We start from the raw sequence: 18,783 nt of genomic DNA on the forward strand, positions 1-18,783 counted from the left end.
GTACGGAACCGTACGCACGGTGGTGTGAGAGGACGGCGGGTGTGAACTCGCCTCCTACTCGATTCTTGGCGCCGGCAAACTTTTGCGTATGCAGCGGCGATCTGCCTGCCGCTGGGTTATCGCTCTTCGTCTCTTCTTTATCCCCCAATCTTATCGCTGCCACTCAGTTCGCCTGAAGGCCTTCGTCTTGCAACTTTCTTCAGCAAATGACGGGCGCTGAGGGACATCAGGCTGTATGGCGACCTGGTCAAGGCCATCAAACGCTTCCGAGGCACCACCTGATCAACTTCGATTGGGAATAATGCCGTTCAGGTTTGCTTGCGTTTTCCCGCGTAACTCACCTGAAACATGAAGTTTTCTTCAGGGTTTATTTAATCAACGTGGCTCAACAGGTCGATGCTCAGTTGAAGTTTGACTGAATGCGGCAACGAGCAGGTATGGCGGCGTGCGGGAATGGTTTTCATCCTGCATGCAGGATCAATTTTAGGGTTCCTGCGCCACCGTCAAAGCCTGAGCGCGTTGGTTGAACGGGATCTCTAACGTTTCAAACACTGGTTTTTCATCTCTCTTTCACATTTTCGCGCTTACTCTTCACGCGGCTTACATCGAGTCGCTGGAACTATCCCTACCTGCCGGTTCCATGTACTAAAGTCAACTGATGCATTTTTGTTGCCGCTGGCTAAGCGATTGATAGGGTTCCGTTTCTTGAACTACGCTGTCTTGGATGATGCGCGCTGGCGCAGCTGTCGTGTTGATTCGAGGTTGTGGCGGCTGCTGTTATTTACTGACCCGAGGTACACATGAATCAGGCTTTTCTCCCGTTCTCGCGTCCCAGTATTGGCGACGAAGAGATTGCTGCTGTCGAGCAAGTACTGCGCTCGGGCTGGATTACTACCGGGCCGAAAAATCAGGAGCTAGAACAGCGATTCGCCGCTTATGTGGGCTGCAAGCACGCCGTAGCGCTGTCTTCGGCTACTGGTGGCATGCATATCGCCCTGCTGGCACTGGGTATTGGCCCGGGTGATGAAGTGATCACGCCTTCCCAGACGTGGGTGTCCACCGCCAACATGATCTGCCTGCTGGGGGCCACGCCGGTATTCGTTGATGTCGACCGCGACACCCTGATGACTGATGCTGCGACGATCGAAGCCGCCATCACCCCGCGCACCAAGGCAATCATCCCGGTGCATTATGCCGGGGCCGCGTTTGACCTTGATCCGCTGTACGCCCTGGCCGACAAGCACGGCATTGCCGTTATCGAAGACGCCGCCCACTCAGCCGGCACCCGTTATCGCAGGCGTGCCATTGGGGCCCAAGGCACGGCGATCTTCTCGTTCCATGCAATCAAGAACATGACCTGTGCTGAAGGCGCAATGTTCGTCACCGACGATCAGAAACTGGCGGATCGGGTGCGCATGCTCAAGTTTCACGGCTTGGGCGTCGACGCCTATGACCGCCTGACTGGCGGTCGCAAGCCTCAGGCTCAGGTGATCGAGCCCGGTTTCAAGTACAACCTGGCCGACATCAATGCTGCCATTGCCTTGGTGCAACTGCAGCGACTGGACGAAATCAATGCCAAGCGCACGGAATTGGCCCAGACCTACCTGCAGCGCCTGAAAGGCCTGCCCGTGGAGCCGTTAAGCCTGCCGACCTACCCTCAACAACATGCCTGGCACCTGTTTATCGTGCGCATCGACGCCGAGCGCTGCGGCATGGACCGCGAGGCATTCATGAAGGCCTTGCAGGAGCACAACATCGGCACCGGCATCCATTTTATTGCCACGCACCTGCATACCTATTACCGCCAACGCTTCCCGGGCATCCACCTGCCTAATACCGAATGGAACTCGGCACGCCTGTGTTCGATACCGCTGTTCCCTGACATGAACGCCGATGACCTCGAACGTGTTGTCGGTACCATTGAACATATTCTGGCCCCAGTCCATTGAAGCCTTATCCAATTAGTTGCGTGTCGATCGTCATACCGGTCTACAACGAAGAAGAAAGCCTGCCTGAACTGCTGCGTCGTACCGAAGCGGCCTGCAAGCAGCTCAAGCAGGTGTATGAAATTGTCTTGGTGGACGACGGTAGCCGTGACAGTTCAGCCCAGCAACTCGAAGAGGCGGCCCAGCGAGAGGGTAGCCAAATCGTTGCGGTCATCCTCAACCGCAACTACGGCCAGCATGCGGCGATCATGGCCGGCTTCGAGCAGTGCAAGGGCGACCTGGTGATTACCCTCGACGCTGACCTGCAGAACCCGCCAGAAGAAATTCCGCGGCTGGTCGAGCAGGCCGAACTGGGTTACGACGTGGTCGCCACCGTGCGCAACAATCGTCAGGACTCGGCCCTGCGTCGCTACCCGTCGAAGCTGATCAACCTGGCCGTAAAGCGCTCCACCGGCGTGGCGATGAGCGACTACGGCTGCATGCTGCGTGCTTATCGCCGCACCGTAGTCGACGCGATGCTGGCCTGCCGAGAACGCAGTACCTTCATTCCGATTCTGGCCAACAGCTTCGCACGTCATACCACCGAGATCCTGGTACAGCACGCCGAGCGCGAGCACGGGGACTCGAAATACAGCCCGATGCGCCTGATCAACCTGATGTTTGACCTGATCACCTGCATGACCACCACCCCGTTGCGCCTGCTGAGCATCATCGGTTTTGGCATGGCGGCACTGGGCATGCTGTTCGCCTTGCTGTTGATCGTCCTGCGCCTGGCCTTTGGTGCGCAGTGGGCTGGCGGCGGTACCTTTGTGTTGTTCGCGGTGCTGTTCGTGTTCACCGGTGGCCAGTTCATCGGCATGGGCCTGTTGGGCGAGTACCTGGGGCGCATGTATGGCGACGTCCGGGCCCGTCCACGCTTCTTCATCGAAAAAGTCTTACGTAACCAACCCGCATCACCTGCTCCTGTTGTCACTGTCGACGGACTGACTTCCACTCCTACTGATCAGGTTTCGCCATGAGTTCAAATGCCGTTGTTTTCGCTTATCACGATATTGGCTGTGCAGGCATCGAAGCCTTGCTCAACGCAGGTATCGAGATTGCTGCCGTGTTCACCCACGCCGACGATCCGAAGGAAAATACGTTCTACGGTTCGGTCGCTCAGCTCTGCGCCCTTAAAGGCATTGCGGTGTATGCGCCGGAAGACGTCAATCACCCGCTGTGGATCGAGCGTATCGCCAAGCTCAACCCCGACTACCTGTTCTCGTTCTACTACCGCAACCTGTTGAGCGAACCCCTGCTGGCGGTGGCCCGCAAAGGCGCGTTCAACCTGCACGGTTCGTTGCTGCCGACCTACCGTGGTCGCGCCCCGGCGAACTGGGTGCTGGTCAACGGCGAAAAAGAAACCGGTGTGACCCTGCACCGCATGGTCAAGCGTGCCGATGCCGGCGCTATCGTCGCCCAGCAACGCGTAGTCATCGAGCGTTCCGACACGGCCCTTACCCTGCATGGCAAACTGCGCGAAGCCGCCTCCAGCCTGCTGCATGACACGCTGCCGCAACTTATCCAGGGCAAGATCAACGAGACCGCTCAGGATGAATCCAAGGCCACCGTCTTTGGGCGTCGTACCGCCGCCGATGGCAAGCTGCTCTGGGAAAAACCGGCTGAAACGCTGTTCAACCTGGTTCGCGCCGTGACCCAACCCTACCCAGGCGCCTTCTGCGCCGTGGGCGAGCACAAGCTGATTGTCTGGAGCGCAGAAGTTGCCAAGGGCAATGAAGGCCAGGCCCCAGGCCGCGTGATAAGCGTCGATCCGCTGCGCATCGCCTGTGGCGAAGACTCGCTGGTGATCACTTCGGGCCAGCGCAACGACAACGGCCTGTTCCTCAGCGGCCCGCAACTGGCCGCTGAACTGGGCCTGGTTGATGGCTCGGTACTACGTGGTGCCGAATCGGGTCGCGCGCCACGTCGCACTCGCGTGCTGATCCTGGGCGTCAACGGCTTCATCGGCAACCACCTGTCCGAGCGCCTGCTGCGCGACGGCAAGTACGACGTCTACGGTTTGGACATCGGCTCCGACGCCATTGAGCGCCTGCGCAGCCATCCGAACTTCCACTACGTCGAGGGCGATATCAGCATCCACTCCGAGTGGATCGAGTACCACATCAAGAAGTGCGATGTGGTCTTGCCGCTGGTGGCCATTGCGACGCCAATCGAATACACCCGTAATCCGCTTCGCGTGTTCGAGCTGGACTTTGAAGAGAACCTGAAACTGGTTCGCTACTGCGTCAAGTACAACAAGCGTGTGATCTTCCCGTCGACCTCTGAAGTCTATGGGATGTGCCAGGATCGGAACTTCGACGAAGACACCTCCAACCTGGTTGTTGGTCCGATCAACAAGCAACGCTGGATCTACTCGATTTCCAAGCAACTGCTGGACCGCGTGATCTGGGCTTACGGCGCCAAGGGCCTGAATTTCACCTTGTTCCGGCCGTTCAACTGGATGGGCCCACGTCTGGACCGCCTGGATTCGGCACGTATCGGCAGTTCGCGAGCCATCACCCAGCTGATTCTCAATCTGGTGGAGGGCACGCCGATCCGCCTGTTTGACGGTGGTGAACAGAAGCGCTGCTTCACCGACATCGCCGACGGTGTTGAAGCCCTGGCCCGCATCGTCGACAACGAAAACGACGCCTGCAACGGCCAGATCATCAACATCGGCAACCCGGACAACGAAGCCAGCATCCGTCAGTTGGGCGAAGAATTGCTGCGTCAGTTCGAGGCTCACCCGCTGCGCGCCAACTTCCCTCCATTCGCCGGTTTCCGCGATGTAGAGAGCAAGGCCTTCTACGGTGTCGGTTACCAGGACGTGGAGCACCGCAAGCCAAGCATCCAGAACGCCAAGCGCTTGCTGAACTGGGAACCCACCGTTGAAATGAGCGAGACCATCGGCAACACGCTGGACTTCTTCCTGCGCGAAGCCATGCTCGAAATCGCGGACAAGCGCTGATGCAGGCAGGTCTTCGAATCGATGTGGACACCTACCGAGGCACCCGTGAGGGGGTGCCCCGGCTGTTAGAAATACTCGATGAAGCACAGGTCAAGGCGACGTTTTTCTTCAGCGTTGGCCCGGACAACATGGGGCGCCATGTGTGGCGCCTGATCCGTCCCCAGTTTCTCTGGAAAATGCTCCGTTCCAACGCCGCAGGCTTGTACGGATGGGACATCCTGCTGGCGGGCACCGCTTGGCCGGGCAAGCCGATTGGCCGCGACCTGGGGCACTTGATGCGCCAGGTCGCAGCCGCTGGCCACGAAGTCGGCTTGCACGCTTGGGATCACCATGGCTGGCAGGCCAATGCCGGACGTTGGAGCGATGCCCAATTGACCGAGCAGATTCGCCGTGGTGTAGATACCCTCAGCGATATTCTCGGTCAGTCCGTCAACTGCTCGGCGTCTGCCGGATGGCGGGCGGACGAGCGCGTCATTGAAGCCAAGGAGCGTTTCGGCTTTCGCTACAACAGCGACTGCCGCGGGCAAAGCCTGTTCCGGCCGCGTCTGGCAGACGGTAAGCTCGGCACACCGCAGATTCCGGTCGACTTGCCAACCTACGATGAGGTGGTGGGTCCGGTCGTATCTGCCGAGGCTTTCAACGCCTTCATTCTTGATCGGTTCAGCCCCTCGGCGCTGAACGTCTACACCATCCACGCTGAAGTAGAAGGGATTCTGATGGCAGACCATTTCCGTCAATTGCTGGTTGATGCACGCTCGCGTGACATCCGGTTCCAGCCCTTGGGCAACCTGTTGCCCGTCGACCTGAACAGTCTGCCCCAGGGCCGTGTACTGCGCGGAACCCTTGAAGGGCGTGAAGGCTGGCTGGGGGTGCAAGGGGCATGAGTAAGCGTTGGGCCCTTCCCCTGTTGTTGATTGCATTTGCCTTGGCCTATCTGGTGCCGCTGGGCACCCATGGCCTGTGGATCCCCGATGAAACCCGCTACGCCCAGATCAGCCAGGAAATGCTCCTGAGTGGTAACTGGGTGTCGCCGCATTTCATGGGGTTGCGCTATTTCGAGAAGCCGATTGCCGGTTACTGGATGATTGCCATCGGCCAAGCGGTGTTCGGTGAAAACCTGTTTGGGGTGCGCATTGCCTCAGCGCTCACCACGGGCCTGAGTGTCGTCCTGACGTACCTCATTGCCCGCCGATTGTGGAACGACCCGCGTAAGAGCGTCGCCAGTGCTTTGCTCTACATGAGCTTCGCAGTAGTGGCGGGGCAAGGTGGCTATGCCAACCTCGATCCGCAATTCACCTTCTGGGTCAACCTGAGCCTGGTGGCCTTGTGGTTTGCCCTCGACACGACATCCCGTGCTTCACGCCTGATTGGCTGGGCCGTGCTAGGGCTGGCCTGCGGCATGGGCTTCATGACGAAGGGGTTCCTGGCCTGGCTGCTGCCGGTGCTGATCGCGCTGCCTTACATGATCTGGCAGAAGCGCTGGCGCGAGCTGTTGGTCTACGGACCAATAGCCATCGTAGTGGCGATTGTTGTCAGCTTGCCGTGGGTGCTGGCAGTGCATGGGCAAGAGCCGGACTACTGGCGATTCTTCTTCTGGAATGAACATATCCGTCGTTTCTCCGCCGATGACGCCCAGCACGCCTCGCCATGGTGGTTCTATCTGCCGTTGTTGGTAGCCTTCAGCTTGCCATGGGTGGCATTCCTGCCGGCCTCGCTCAAGCAAGCCTGGAGCACCCGGCGTCAGGCCGGCACTGGTTTCCTGTTGTTGTGGCTGGTCCTGCCGTTGGCGTTCTTCAGTCTGAGCAAGGGCAAGCTGCCTACCTATATCTTGCCGTGCCTGTTGCCATTGGCGTTGTTGATGGCCAACACGCTGGTGGACCGTCTGAACCAGGGGAAAAGCCGCCTGTTCAAGGTCAATGGCGCGCTGAACCTGGCCATCGGCCTGCTGACGTTGTTGGCGATTGTCTACCTTCAACTGAAACAGCCGGTGTACGTCGATGAGATGCGCAGTCTTGTCCTGGTGTTCACTGTGATCATGGTCTGGAACCTGGCCAACCTGATGCAACTCGTTCGGCCGTTGAACACCTGGGCTGCACCGGCCATTGGCAGCCTGTTGCTGGTGGCGATCTTGCCTGCGGCTTTACCGCACTCGGCGGTCTACAACAAGACGCCAGACCAGTTCGTCCTGGAGCACCTCGACGAACTGGGCCAAACCAAGCATCTGTTGAGCAACGACCTGGGGGCGGCTTCTGCGCTGGCCTGGCGCCTGCAGCGCCCGGACGTTGCGTTGTACAACACCATCGGCGAAGTGAAGTATGGCTTGCAGTATCCGGACGCTGCCGCACGTCGGGTGAACCTCGACCACGTACAGCAATGGATGAGCGAAGCCCGCAAGACCGGCCCAGTGGGCGTGGTGATGCGGGTCAAGGGTGAGGATGAATTGCATGAAGCCGAACAGTTGCCTAAAGAGGGCAAGCGTTACGAGCGTGGCAACATTATCATTCTGATAATCCCGCAGAGTGCGCCATGACCTGGGCCTTGTTGTTGGGGGCATGCCTGCTCACCTGCATGGGCCAGATCGCTCAGAAATTCGCCGTGGAAAGCTGGCGCGGCGTGGACTCGGGGTGGGGCGCAAAACTGCTCTCGCCCTGGTTGTGGCTGGCGCTGGCTTGCCTGGGCATTGGCCTGCTAGTGTGGTTGCTGGTGTTGCAGCGTCTGGAAGTGGGGATCGCCTACCCGATGCTCAGTCTCAATTTTGTGCTGATTACCTTGGCCGCCCGTTTCGTGTTCCACGAAGCTATCGATCGTCGCCACTGGATCGGTATGGTACTGGTGATCGCCGGTGTCGTGCTGCTGGGGCAGCACACATGAGTCTGGGGCGTGGAATCGCTTTTGCCATGGGCAGCGTGTTGCTGGTCAGTGGGGCCCAGTTGGGCATGCGTTGGAGCATGAGTCACCTGCCGCAACCGGATCAGTGGTTAACGGCGTTGGGCAACGGCACGGTGGATTGGCTGGCGCTGGGCGTGGTCATGTTGTCGGTCTTCGCCTACGCGTTGTCGATGCTGTGCTGGTTGGCGGCACTGCGGGACTTGCCTTTGGCCCGCGCGTATTCGTTGTTGAGCATCAGCTACGCGCTGGTGTACCTGTTGGCGGCCAGTTTGCCGCTGTTCAACGAGCATTTCAGTTTGTTCAAAACCCTGGGTGTGGCATTCGTCGTACTGGGGGTCATTACCATTAACTCATCACGTGCAACTTGTCCTCGAGACTCCGTATGAAAATCAGCGTAATTGGTAGCGGTTATGTAGGCCTGGTTCAAGCAACTGTCCTGGCTGAAGTCGGTCACGATGTTGTGTGCATGGACGTCGATCAGCACAAGATCAAGATGCTGCAGAAGGGCCACGTCACCATCTTCGAGCCCGGTCTTGAGAGCATGGTCCGGGAAAACCTGGACAGCGGTCGCCTGCAGTTCACCAGTGACGAGAAAATGGCGATCCAGCATGGTCAGGTGCTGTTCATCGCCGTAGGGACGCCGTCGGATGAGGACGGTTCGGCTGATCTCAAATACGTGTTGTCGGTGGGCGATGCCGTGGCCCGCCATCGGGTCGAGCCATTGATCCTGGTGGAGAAGTCCACCGTGCCAGTCGGCACTGGCGACACCTTGCGTGCCCACATCGAACAGGCCTTGAGCAGCGCCGGGCGCAGCCTTGAGTTCGATATCGTCTCCAACCCGGAGTTCCTCAAGGAGGGCTCGGCCGTCAGCGACTGCCGCCGTCCAGACCGCATTGTGATCGGTTGCGAGCGTGAAGAAGTGCGCGAGGTCATGCGTGAACTTTATGCGCCCTTCAACCGCAACCACGACCGCACTATTTTCATGGATCTGCGCAGCGCCGAACTGACCAAGTACGCCGCCAACTGCATGTTGGCCACCAAGATCAGCTTTATCAACCAGATCGCTGAGCTGGCCGAACACCTGGGCGCCGACATTGAAGCCGTGCGTATGGGCATTGGTGCCGACCAGCGGATTGGCTACCACTTCATCTACCCGGGCTGCGGCTATGGCGGTTCGTGCTTCCCCAAGGACATGCGTGCACTGATCCACAGCGCCGAGCAGGCCAACTGTTCCAGTGACCTGTTGCAAGCGGTCGAGGCCATCAACCAGCGGCAGAAGCACAAGCTGTTCGAACGCATCAATGCGTTCTACAAGGGCGACCTGCGGGGCAAGACCTTCGCCCTGTGGGGGCTGGCCTTCAAACCCAACACCGATGACATGCGCGATGCACCAAGCCGGGTGCTGATGGAAGCCCTGTGGGCGGCCGGTGCGCAGGTGCGGGCCTTTGACCCTGAAGCCATGCAGGAAACCCAGCGCCTGTATCCGGACCAGCCGAACCTGTCGCTGATGGGGACCCCGGAGTCCGCCCTGGCCGGTGCCGACGCACTGATCGTGTGCACCGAATGGCAACAGTTCAAGGCCCCTGACTTTAATGTCATCAAATCGCGTCTGAAGGCACCGGTGATCTTTGACGGTCGCAACCTCTACGACGTCGAGCGTTTGGCACGTGCTGGCTTCACCTATTTCCCGATGGGCCGTGGAGAGTCGCTCAACCTGCCTGTTCCTCAGCAACAACAATGGCCGACCCCAACCGTCGTCTCCTAGGAGGCTAGGTGTATCCCTTTTCATCGACAAGGGTCCGTCAGCACTCGTTAGTCTTGGGATTCCTGGCGCTGCTGCTGTTCTGCGCCGGGGTCCATCAGCAAACCGCAATCGGCTTCGATACCCGCTTTGTGCTGTTTGCTCAGGAAATGCTGCGCCATGGGCCGGGATTTTTCCCGACCACCTATGGCCAGCCCTATGCTGACTACTGGTCCACGTCGACGTTCTTTATCTGGTTGCTGTCGTTGCCGTTCGGACAGGTCAACGCGTTGACAGCCTGGCTGCCCAGCGCGCTGGCCTCGGCGGTGATTGTTACGCTGATGTACCGCCTGGTCGCGCCCCACTCCCGGACCTGGGCGCTGATCAGCATCGCCCTGATGCTGCTGAGCAACACCTTCATCACCGAAACCCGCGCGGTGTCACTCGACCAGATGGTCGCGGCCGTGACGTTCTCGGTGTTCTACTTAGGCTTTGCCGCAGACCATTTCCAGGCGCCGCGTCGGCTGGCACTGATCCTCGCGCTGTTGATGCTTGGCTTCGCTATTCGCGGCCCGATTGGCCTGGTGGTGCCAACAGGCGTGCTGTGCAGCTATTACCTGTTGAGCGGGCAGTGGCGACGGATGCTCGTGTTCGGGGGGCTGGCGGCAGTATTACTGGCGGTTGGTATCGGCCTGCTGTTATGGCTCGCGGATGCCAGTGGCGGCCCGGTCTTCGTACAAGACGTGATCCGGATGCAGTTCATGGGGCGCATGGACGGCAGTGAAGGCGCCAGTGACGTGCTGTATTACTTCACCAGTTCCATCGGCAACTATGCGATGGCCTATCCACTGGCGTTGCTGGTGCTGGCTGCGGTTGTGCTGGCTGGACGCCAGGGCAGCGGAACGGCGTTGCGCTTGTTGATCCTGTGCACCGCTGCCGGGCTGATCGTGATGATCGGCCTGTCGATTCCCATGGCGAAGAAGGCGCGCTATATGCTGCCGATGCTGCCCATGGCGGCGATCATTGCGGCCTACCCATTCCAGGGGGCGCAGGGTCGGGTGTTCCAGTGGTTGCGCGGCTTTATGCAGGGGATGTGGCTGCTGACGCCGGGGCTGTTGGCCCTTGGCGTGCTCGTCGTCAAGCAGCGTTTCCCCGAGCCTCTCCGCTCGGTGACTGCGCCGTTGGTGGTTCTCGGTGCGTTGCAGGTAATCGCATTGGCACTGTTGTTCAAGCCCCGTGTGCGGACCGTGGGTCTGGCGTTCACTGCAGTGCTGGCGTTGTGGTCAGCGTATATCCAGGTGTTCGAGCCGTTGGATCGCACGCTGTATGACACCCGAACCTTCAGCCTTGCTGCCTTTGAGCATGTGCAACAGAACCCCGCCCCCGTGGTACTGCATGCCATGGGCAAGGACGCCAAGGCCATCAAGTTCATGGTCAACATCGAGCAGGACTTGCAGCCGCAGTTCACCCATTCGGTGCAGGATCTGGAAGCCCTTCCAGGTCCTGCCTGGCTGATCATGGACGACCGCGACTTCCAAGCCCTGAAGTCCTCGCGCCTGGCCCAACTGCAACCGGTATTGCGTGGCAACTTCGACAGGAACCCGTACGTGCTGCTGCACCTGCCTTGAGCTTTTGGCCACCTGTCCGGGCGTTGCTTCAAGCGTGCGCCATCCTTCCTTTGTTGCGCCTACACCTGCGCGATGTTCAATCCGCGCAGCTGTTAGGGCATGGCAGGCAGTCAGCGGATCTCTCGGCCATCAAGCGCCAGGAAGGACATGCGCATTGCCCAAGGTTGAAATATGCACGGTGCTGCCAGTAGGCGGCGCGCCAAGGCCAGAACTGCGCACCAGCAGTGAGCGGTTTGTCGTCTGTCCACTCACTGCACACACTTGCGGGTGCAGTTCGACGGTCAAGGTGCAGACGTTGCCGCCGAAGTCACGGTCGGTGATCACGCCCAGGCAGCCGTTTGCGTGGATTGCCTCGCCATGCTCGGGTGTCAGGTGCAACTGTTCGGGGCGTAGCATGATGTGCGCCGGGCCGCTGTGGCTTGGGTGATTGACCGGGATGCGTCCCAGATCACATGTCGCCCAACCGTCTTCAACCTGAGCAGGCATGATGACGGCGTCACCGAGGAACAATGCGGTTTGCCGATCTGCAGGGTGCAGATACAGCTCCATCGGCGGGCCAGCCTGCACCAGTCGGCCTTGGCGCATCACCGCCAGTTGATCGGCAAAGGACAAGGCCTCAGCCTGATCGTGGGTCACCAGAATGGTGGTGATCCCAGCCTCCGACAGCAGCTTGGCCACCATCTTGCGCATGGCAGCACGCAAACCGGTATCCAGCGCGGAAAAGGGCTCATCCAACAGCATCAAGCGTGGTCGTTGTGCCAAGGCGCGGGCCAGGGCAACGCGCTGTTGCTGGCCACCGGAAAGTTCATGGGGCCAGCTTTTGCTCATGCGGGTTTCCAGTGCAACCATCGCCAACAGCTCTTCGACCCGCTGCTGTTTTGAGGCCGGTGTACCCGATAAGCCAAAACCGATGTTGCCAGCCACCGTCATGTGCGGGAACAACGCGCCGTCTTGGGGTACATAGCCAATCAAACGCTGGTGCGCCGGCACTTGGTTTGCGCTATCGACCAGGGTCTGTCCGTTGAGTCGGATACTGCCGCTATCGGGAAACTCGAACCCAGCAATCATCCGCAACAGGGTAGTCTTGCCCGAACCGGAAGGCCCGACGATGGCAGCGCGACTGCCTGCCGGTACACACAGACTGACGTCATTCAGCGCAGCTACATTGCCGAAGGTCTTGTAGAGGGCATTGAGTTCGAGTGCGTTCATCGTCCAGCCGTGCGTTTGGATTGGTAATAGAGAAGGGCAGTCAGCGGTAGTGACAGCAGGATCATGATCAGTGCGTAAGGTGCGGCTGCGGCGTAGTCGATTTCACTGGTCATGGCCCAGAAGCCGGTGGCCAGGGTGCGTGTGCCGCTGGGGGCAAGCAACAGGGTAGCGGTCAACTCATTGGTGATCGCCAGGAAAACCAGTGCTGCGCCTGCTGCAGCCCCCGGAGCGGCCAGACGCAAGGTAACTCGCCATAGTGCCTGGCTCGGCGAGCTGCCGAGGCTTCGGGCGATGTTTTCCAGTTCCACCGGGGCCTGGGCGATGCCGGCGCGCAAGCTGACCAGCGCACGAGGCAGGAACATCAGCAGATAGGCCAGTAGCACGGTGACCAGGGTCTGGTAGATCGGTCGGGCGATATGAATGGTGATGGTGACCAGTGCCAATGCCACCACAATGCCCGGCAACGAACTGGTGACGTAGTTACAGCTTTCCAACAGGCGCTGCAGGCGTCCCGGCGCACGGATCGACAGCCAGGCCACAGGCAGCGCCGCAGCCGTGGTAATCAGAGCCCCGGCACTGGCCAGCAGGAACGTCTGTTGCAAGGCCGGCAGAATGTCTGCCATGCGCCAGACATCCAGACCACCGGCGATCAACCATTGCCCAAGGGTTACCAGCGGTACGCCGAGGGCCATTAGGCTAGTGAAGATCGGTAGCGCCAACGCCAGTCCCGTGACGTGGCCCTTGAGGATCTGGGTGCGCTGTGGTCGGGCGCTGCCGGCGCCAACTCGCGCATAGCGGGCGTGGCCACGGGACGCCGATTCGATGCTCAGCATCACCAGGCAACACAGGGCCAGTACCCCGGCCAGCATATTCGCCGCCGGGCCGTTGAAGCTCGACTGGAACTGATCAAAGATCGCAGTGGTGAAGGTGTCGAAGCGGATCATCGCGTACAGGCCGTATTCTGCCAGCAGGTGCAGCCCCACCAGTAATGCCCCGCCACAGATTGCCAGGCGCAACTGGGGCAGCACCACCTTGAAGAACACCGCCCACGGTTTGAGCCCCAGGGACTCGGCAACATCCTCGATGGCCGGGTCCAGGCGCCTTAACGTTGCCGCTACCGGCAGATAGAGAAACGGGAAATAGGCAATCACCGAGACCAGCACCCCGGCGAACAAACCGTGGATCGGTGGCACCAGGCTGACCCAGGCATAGCTGTGCACAAAGGCCGGCACCGCAATCGGCGCCGTCGCCAGTACCGACCACAGGCGTCGTCCCGGCAAGTTGGTACGCTCGGTCAACCACGCCAGCGCTACGCCGAGGGCAATGCACAGGGGCAAGGTGATCACCACCAGTAGCACGGTGTTGATCAGCAGTTCGGCCACCCGCGGGCGGAACACCAACTGGACAATGGTTGCCCAACCGGTCTGAATGGAGATTCCGATGACAAACGCCAGTGGCAGCAACGCCAGCAATGACACCGCAATGGACACCGCAACGACCCAGCGCGCAGCGCCTGGCTGACGCCTGGATACGCTGCGGGTGGCTGGAGCTGCCTGCGCAACTCCAGCAGCGTCCTTCAACAACAATGGCTCGGCCATCGAATTACAGCAGCCCGGCCTGAGTCATCAGCTCGATGACCTTCTTGCTGTTGAGTTTGGAGGCGTCAACCGCGGGAGCGTCCAGCTGCGCCAGGGGGACCAGTTTCGGGTTTGACTCTGCCCCTTTGCCCACGGCGTATTCGAATGAGTTGCCGGTTTTCAGAATCGCCTGGCCGTCTTTGCCGGTAATCCACTTGAGGAATGCCTGGGCTTCTTCCTGGTGTTTGCTCGAGGCCAGCACGCCGCCACCGGAGATGCTCACGAATGCGCCTGGGTCATTGTGCTTGAAGTAGTGCAGCGCCGTGTTATTACTGTTTTCGCCGGTTTTACTTTGATCGACGAAGGCGTAATAGTGATAGTTGACCCCGGCATCGACTTGCCCGGCATTCACCGCCTTGAGTACGGCGCTGTTGCCACGATAGGCGGTGGCGTTGGCTTTCATGCCCTTGAGCCACTCCAGGGTAGCGGCTTCGCCCTTGAGTTCCAGCACGGCAGCCACAATAGCCTGGAAGTCGGCACCGGCTGGCGAGGCGGCCCAGCGACCTTTCCAGGCCGGGGTGGCCAGGTCCATCAGCGACGAGGGCAACTGCGCCTCACTCAGCTTGCTTTTGTTATAGATAAAGACCGTCGAGCGTGCGGCGATGCCTATCCACTTGCCTTGGGCTGGACGATAGGGTTCTGCGACTTGTTGCTGGGTCGATGGCGCCACCGGGGTGAGCAACCCGGCGTTGCTTACCAGCACCATGGCCGGGGAGTTTTCGGTCAGGAACACGTCGGCGGGGGAGGCTGCACCTTCTTGAACCAATTGGTTGCCCATCTCGCTGTCATCGCCGTTACGCAGGGTGACCTTGATGCCGGTTTCGCGTGTGAAGCCTTCTACCCAGGCCTTGGTCAGGCTTTCATGTTGGGCGTTGTAGACGACAATGCCGTCCGCGCTTGGCGCGGCATACACATGGCCGGCGCCCAAAAGCAGGGCGGCCAGCGAAGCGGTTTTCAGAAGTGAAGGGACACGAGGAATCATTGATTAGCAGCTCCTGCGGTGTAGTGAGAACCTGAAGGGCAAGTTCTTGATGTTATTCCTGTGGCGCTCCCTGCCATGCAAACAAAACAATGTGAATCATTCGCATATTGATTGGGCGGCAATTTAGTGCGGACGATGAGAAAAAAACGTCAAATAAATCGTTAATCAATGTTGTTTTTATTTAGATTGAGCCGTTTTCGTGAGGTGAAAGAGCCCCACTCTCGGCTGCGGCCTCACGGGTTGGAGGTGTCGGGAATGTATGCAGCGCTGGCATCGGCACGCGGATGCAGCAGGCGTTCGCCGTTGTCCGGCTGGGTGACCACCACCTTGTGGTCGATGCTGAGGTAGTTCAAAGGCAGCGGCCCGCCACGACGATACCGGGTGACAATGATGGTGCGTTTAGGGTTCCACGGCTGGCCGCTGGCGCGCATTAGCCAGGCCATGAACTGCTCACTATTGCCTTCGCGGGGGAAGTCCTGGGTGGTGGCCACGTAGTAGAACGGTGCGCCGCCATTCTGCAGGTACATCGGCACCTTGTTGTCGACATCGACCATGACCATTCGCCATTGATCCCAGGGGGCGATCTGGCTGGCCCGCGTTTTCACATCCTCACCGAACTGTATTATCCCTCCGCCGCTGTTGCTCCAGGGTGCGATCACCCCGAGGACCAGTAACAGCAGGGCGCTGGCTGCGTAGAAGCCGACCTTCAGCGCTCGACCTTGCACCTTGTCGGCCATGCGCTGCTGCTCCTGGAAGCGAGTGACCCACCAGGCCGCCAGCAGTTGGGCAAATGGCACCAGTGGCAGCACGTAGTAACTGCGTCGGCTACCACTGGCGGTGAAGAATAGAAACAGCAAGCCCAGGCCCCAGATCAGCCAGCGGGGGTTGGGCTCCAGGGTGCGCCAGTTGCGTACCGCTACCCACAGCCCCAGCAGCCAGCACGGCGCCCAGGGCAGGGTGTAGATCGGCAGGTAAATCAGATAGGTGTAAATCGGCCCGAACTGGTCGAATGGCTGGAAGAAGCGCACAACGTTTTCCCGGAACACCAGCCCCAGGCCGCTCTGGCCGTAGGTTGGCGAACCGTAGAGATGTGACAGCACGAACGGCAGCCCATACGCCAATCCGCCAACGATCAGTGCGGCACACAGGCGTAGGTTGAGGTGACGTTTCCAGCGTCCGTCTTGCAGCAGATGGGGCAGCAATACCAGCCCCGGCAGGATGAACCCGATCAGGCCCTTGAACAGCGAAGTGACCGACAGCAACAGGAAGAACACACAGTAGCGACTCAGGCGCGTGTCGTCTGGCTGGCGCCAGTACCACCAGACCGCCGACAGCACGCCGCAGACAGTGAGAATGTCTGCTGTCGCCACCCGCGCCCAGAACACGAAGTAGAACGTAGTGGCCAGCATCCAGCCGGCGATTAGTCCGGTGCCCCGGCGAAACAGCTGCTCGCCGATCAGGTACACCAGCCAGACACTCAGCCAGGCCGCGATCACCGAAGACAGGCGTAGCGACCAGTGACCCAGGCCGCCGGTCAGCCAACTGCTGGCGGTAATCAGCCAGTAGGAGGGCAGCGGTTTGTCATAGTAGGCGCTGCCCATGAGGTACGGGTCAAAATAGTCACCGCTTTGCAGCATCTGCAATGCGATGTTGGCCCAGCGGGTTTCCGGCCCCCACAGTTCGCGGCTGCCCAACCCCAGCATCAGCAACAGCGCCGACGTCGCCATCAGGACTAGCAGCGCACGCGTTTCGTTAGGCCTTGAGGTCATGATTCGTGGCCAGGGTCAGGGCTGCTTGGGGAAGATCAGGATGTACAGATTGCCGCGCCGATAGCGCTTGCCATCGATGGGCAGTAGCTCCACTTCCTGTTCCTCCACAACACTGCTGACCTGCATCACCACGCCTACCGAGCCTTTTTTCCGGGCTTCGGTCATCCATTGCTGGACCCCATCCATGTCGACCTTGCGCGGCTGCGCTTCCGGGAAGGACATGCCGTATTCAAGCTCACCAACGGTGTTGTACAGATCGACCTGCGGGCGCTTCACCCGCCATGCCAATGCCGACGCCGCGCCCAGGTCGTTACTCAGCAAGGACGAGGTTTCGCTCAGCTCTTGCACGTGATCGGCAATGAACTGGTCGGGCATCCTGCTGTTGATCACCGTGGCGGGCATCGCCGCCGGCAGCAGTGCCACCAGCAACCCGATGCCCAGCGCCGGCATGGCCCAGAACATCAGCGGGCGCATTGCCTGCAAGGCATTGGCGAGGATCCAGCCCACCAGCACGATGAAGCCCAGTGACTCGGCAATCATCTCGGTATTTTCAAACAGCTCGCGGGTGAACTGGAGATAGATCAGGCCGATCAGTGCAGCGCAGGCCATGGCCGCGTTGAGCAGGCCATTGACCCGAATCGCCCGACCACTGCCCTGGTTCACCTTGTCTATCACGGTGTTGGCCATCAGCAAGGCGAGCGGCAGCAGGCACGGCATGATATAGGTCGGAAGCTTGCCCTTGCTCATGCTGAAGATTGCCAGCGGCAACAGGAGCCACAGCAACAGAAAGCCAGTACCGGCCTGTGCCTTGGATTTCCAGGCCTGGACCAATGTCGAGGGTAGCAGCGCCGCCCATGGCAGGCACGACACGACCATGATCGGGCCGAAGAACCACCACGGTCGGGTGTGCTGTGCGTCAGCGGCGGAGAAGCGGCGGATATGCTCGTTCCAGAAGAAGAAGCGCCAGAAGTCTGGCTCATGGTTGTGGATCGCCAACGCCCAGGGCAGGCTTATGACAATCGCCACCACCAGCGCCAAAGGGCCATAACGCAGTAGCTCGCCAAAGCGCTTCTGCCAGATCATGTACGGCACTGCGACCACCACCGGCAGCAGCCAGGCGAGAAATCCCTTGGTCATGAAGCCCATGCCACAGGCAAAGCCCAGCAAGCTCCAGGCGCCGAGTTTGCCCCGTACCGTGCGGTTATCCAGAGCGAACCATAGCGCGACAAGGCTCAGGTTGACCCAGAAGGTGAATTGCGGATCGATGTTGGAGTAACCCGCCTGGCCGGCAACCAGGCCAAAACTCATGTAGAGCAGGGCGGCTGCAAAGCTCTTGCGCGGATCGTTCCACAAGCGGCGCGCAATCAGGAATGCCAGCCAGACGCTCAAGCCGGTGCTGAGTGCTGAAGCAATGCGCACCCCGAACAGGTTCTCGCCAAAGATCGCCTGACCGATGGCGATCATCCAGTAGCCGGCAATCGGTTTTTCGAAGTAGCGCAACCCCATGAAATGAGGCGATACCCAGTCACCGCTGTGCAGCATTTCCTGGCTGATCTGCGCGTAGCGGGGTTCGTCGGGAACCCACAAGCCGTGGTTCATCAGGGGGAGCAGGTAGAACAGGCCGAAGGCCAACAACAGGCAAGGTAGACCCCAGCGTTTGATCATTGACCCCACACTCCCTGTGATTTTTCTGGGCGATTGCCAGTGCCCGGCAGGCGTTCGCAATGCTGATAACAAGTAGATTTACTGGGGCTCTTCATGAGGCGGCCTTGATGTTGAATGACAGTAAAGTGCGTGATCGTTGCGGTTGCAAACACCTACTCAGCGAGCGCCCATCGCAATGCTGTGCGTGGGTGGCGTACCAGCACTACGCCCTTTACCAGTAACGTAGTCCTTGATCCGTAAGTGTTAGGGATGGTCTGAAGTAGCCATGCATCTCTGGCTGACTTCAGCGTCTGCCGATTTCAAAATCGCC

At 59.9% G+C, this 18,783-nt stretch carries 14 protein-coding genes; 9 read left to right on the forward strand and 5 right to left on the reverse strand.

All coding sequences use genetic code 11. From position 1 onward, the window contains the following. Positions 1–800 precede the first annotated feature (800 nt). The 9 genes from arnB (at position 801) to IE038_RS23225 (ending at position 11,211) form a co-directional block, all read left to right on the forward strand. Complete coding sequence (gene arnB / locus IE038_RS23185; protein WP_163935550.1) at positions 801–1,949, forward strand: UDP-4-amino-4-deoxy-L-arabinose aminotransferase; 1,149 nt, start codon at positions 801–803, stop codon at positions 1,947–1,949. Beyond that, positions 1,946–2,965, forward strand: a complete 1,020-nt coding sequence (gene arnC / locus IE038_RS23190) for an undecaprenyl-phosphate 4-deoxy-4-formamido-L-arabinose transferase (RefSeq protein WP_163935552.1) — start codon at positions 1,946–1,948, stop codon at positions 2,963–2,965. Before arnB ends, arnC begins: the two co-directional genes overlap by 4 nt. Further along, positions 2,962–4,953 carry a bifunctional UDP-4-amino-4-deoxy-L-arabinose formyltransferase/UDP-glucuronic acid oxidase ArnA gene (arnA, locus tag IE038_RS23195; protein ID WP_189396371.1) on the forward strand — a complete coding sequence of 664 codons (1,992 nt, stop codon included), beginning with the start codon at positions 2,962–2,964 and terminating at the stop codon, positions 4,951–4,953. The genes arnC and arnA overlap by 4 nt, the downstream gene beginning before the upstream one ends. After that, positions 4,953–5,837 carry a 4-deoxy-4-formamido-L-arabinose-phosphoundecaprenol deformylase gene (arnD, locus tag IE038_RS23200; RefSeq protein WP_163935555.1) on the forward strand — a complete coding sequence of 295 codons (885 nt, stop codon included), beginning with the start codon at positions 4,953–4,955 and terminating at the stop codon, positions 5,835–5,837. The genes arnA and arnD overlap by 1 nt, the downstream gene beginning before the upstream one ends. Beyond that, positions 5,834–7,483: a lipid IV(A) 4-amino-4-deoxy-L-arabinosyltransferase gene (gene arnT / locus IE038_RS23205; RefSeq protein WP_163935557.1), complete on the forward strand. Its 1,650-nt coding sequence runs from the start codon at positions 5,834–5,836 to the stop codon at positions 7,481–7,483. Before arnD ends, arnT (IE038_RS23205) begins: the two co-directional genes overlap by 4 nt. Continuing rightward, positions 7,480–7,824 carry a 4-amino-4-deoxy-L-arabinose-phosphoundecaprenol flippase subunit ArnE gene (arnE, locus tag IE038_RS23210; protein ID WP_163935560.1) on the forward strand — a complete coding sequence of 115 codons (345 nt, stop codon included), beginning with the start codon at positions 7,480–7,482 and terminating at the stop codon, positions 7,822–7,824. The genes arnT (IE038_RS23205) and arnE overlap by 4 nt, the downstream gene beginning before the upstream one ends. Further along, positions 7,821–8,228, forward strand: coding sequence for a 4-amino-4-deoxy-L-arabinose-phosphoundecaprenol flippase subunit ArnF (gene arnF / locus IE038_RS23215; RefSeq protein WP_163935563.1), 408 nt, complete (start codon positions 7,821–7,823; stop codon positions 8,226–8,228). Before arnE ends, arnF begins: the two co-directional genes overlap by 4 nt. Beyond that, positions 8,225–9,607, forward strand: coding sequence for a UDP-glucose dehydrogenase family protein (locus tag IE038_RS23220; RefSeq protein WP_189396372.1), 1,383 nt, complete (start codon positions 8,225–8,227; stop codon positions 9,605–9,607). The genes arnF and IE038_RS23220 overlap by 4 nt, the downstream gene beginning before the upstream one ends. Before the next feature lie 62 nt (positions 9,608–9,669). Continuing rightward, positions 9,670–11,211, forward strand: coding sequence for an ArnT family glycosyltransferase (locus IE038_RS23225; protein ID WP_167524035.1), 1,542 nt, complete (start codon positions 9,670–9,672; stop codon positions 11,209–11,211). Positions 11,212–11,340: 129 nt separating this feature from the next. Here the strand turns inward: IE038_RS23225 and IE038_RS23230 are convergent, their stop codons facing one another. From IE038_RS23230 to arnT (IE038_RS23250), 5 genes are all read right to left on the reverse strand, one after another. Next, on the reverse strand, positions 11,341–12,420 hold the full coding sequence (locus IE038_RS23230) for an ABC transporter ATP-binding protein (protein ID WP_189396373.1): 1,080 nt from the start codon (positions 12,418–12,420) through the stop codon (positions 11,341–11,343). After that, the gene (locus IE038_RS23235) at positions 12,417–14,018 is read right to left on the reverse strand and encodes an ABC transporter permease (RefSeq protein WP_163938759.1); all 1,602 of its coding nucleotides are present in this window, start codon (positions 14,016–14,018) and stop codon (positions 12,417–12,419) included. The genes IE038_RS23230 and IE038_RS23235 overlap by 4 nt, the downstream gene beginning before the upstream one ends. A 4-nt stretch (positions 14,019–14,022) precedes the next feature. After that, a complete protein-coding gene (locus IE038_RS23240) occupies positions 14,023–15,039 on the reverse strand; it encodes an iron ABC transporter substrate-binding protein (RefSeq protein ID WP_163938761.1) in 1,017 nt (338 codons plus the stop codon). A gap of 233 nt (positions 15,040–15,272) precedes the next feature. Further along, a complete protein-coding gene (locus IE038_RS23245; protein WP_189396374.1) occupies positions 15,273–16,808 on the reverse strand; it encodes an ArnT family glycosyltransferase in 1,536 nt (511 codons plus the stop codon). Positions 16,809–16,823: 15 nt separating this feature from the next. After that, a complete protein-coding gene (gene arnT / locus IE038_RS23250; protein ID WP_163938765.1) occupies positions 16,824–18,473 on the reverse strand; it encodes a lipid IV(A) 4-amino-4-deoxy-L-arabinosyltransferase in 1,650 nt (549 codons plus the stop codon). Positions 18,474–18,783 lie beyond the last annotated feature (310 nt).

Origin of the sequence: Pseudomonas laurentiana, assembly GCF_014648275.1 — a bacterium.
Lineage (GTDB): Bacteria > Pseudomonadota > Gammaproteobacteria > Pseudomonadales > Pseudomonadaceae > Aquipseudomonas > Aquipseudomonas laurentiana.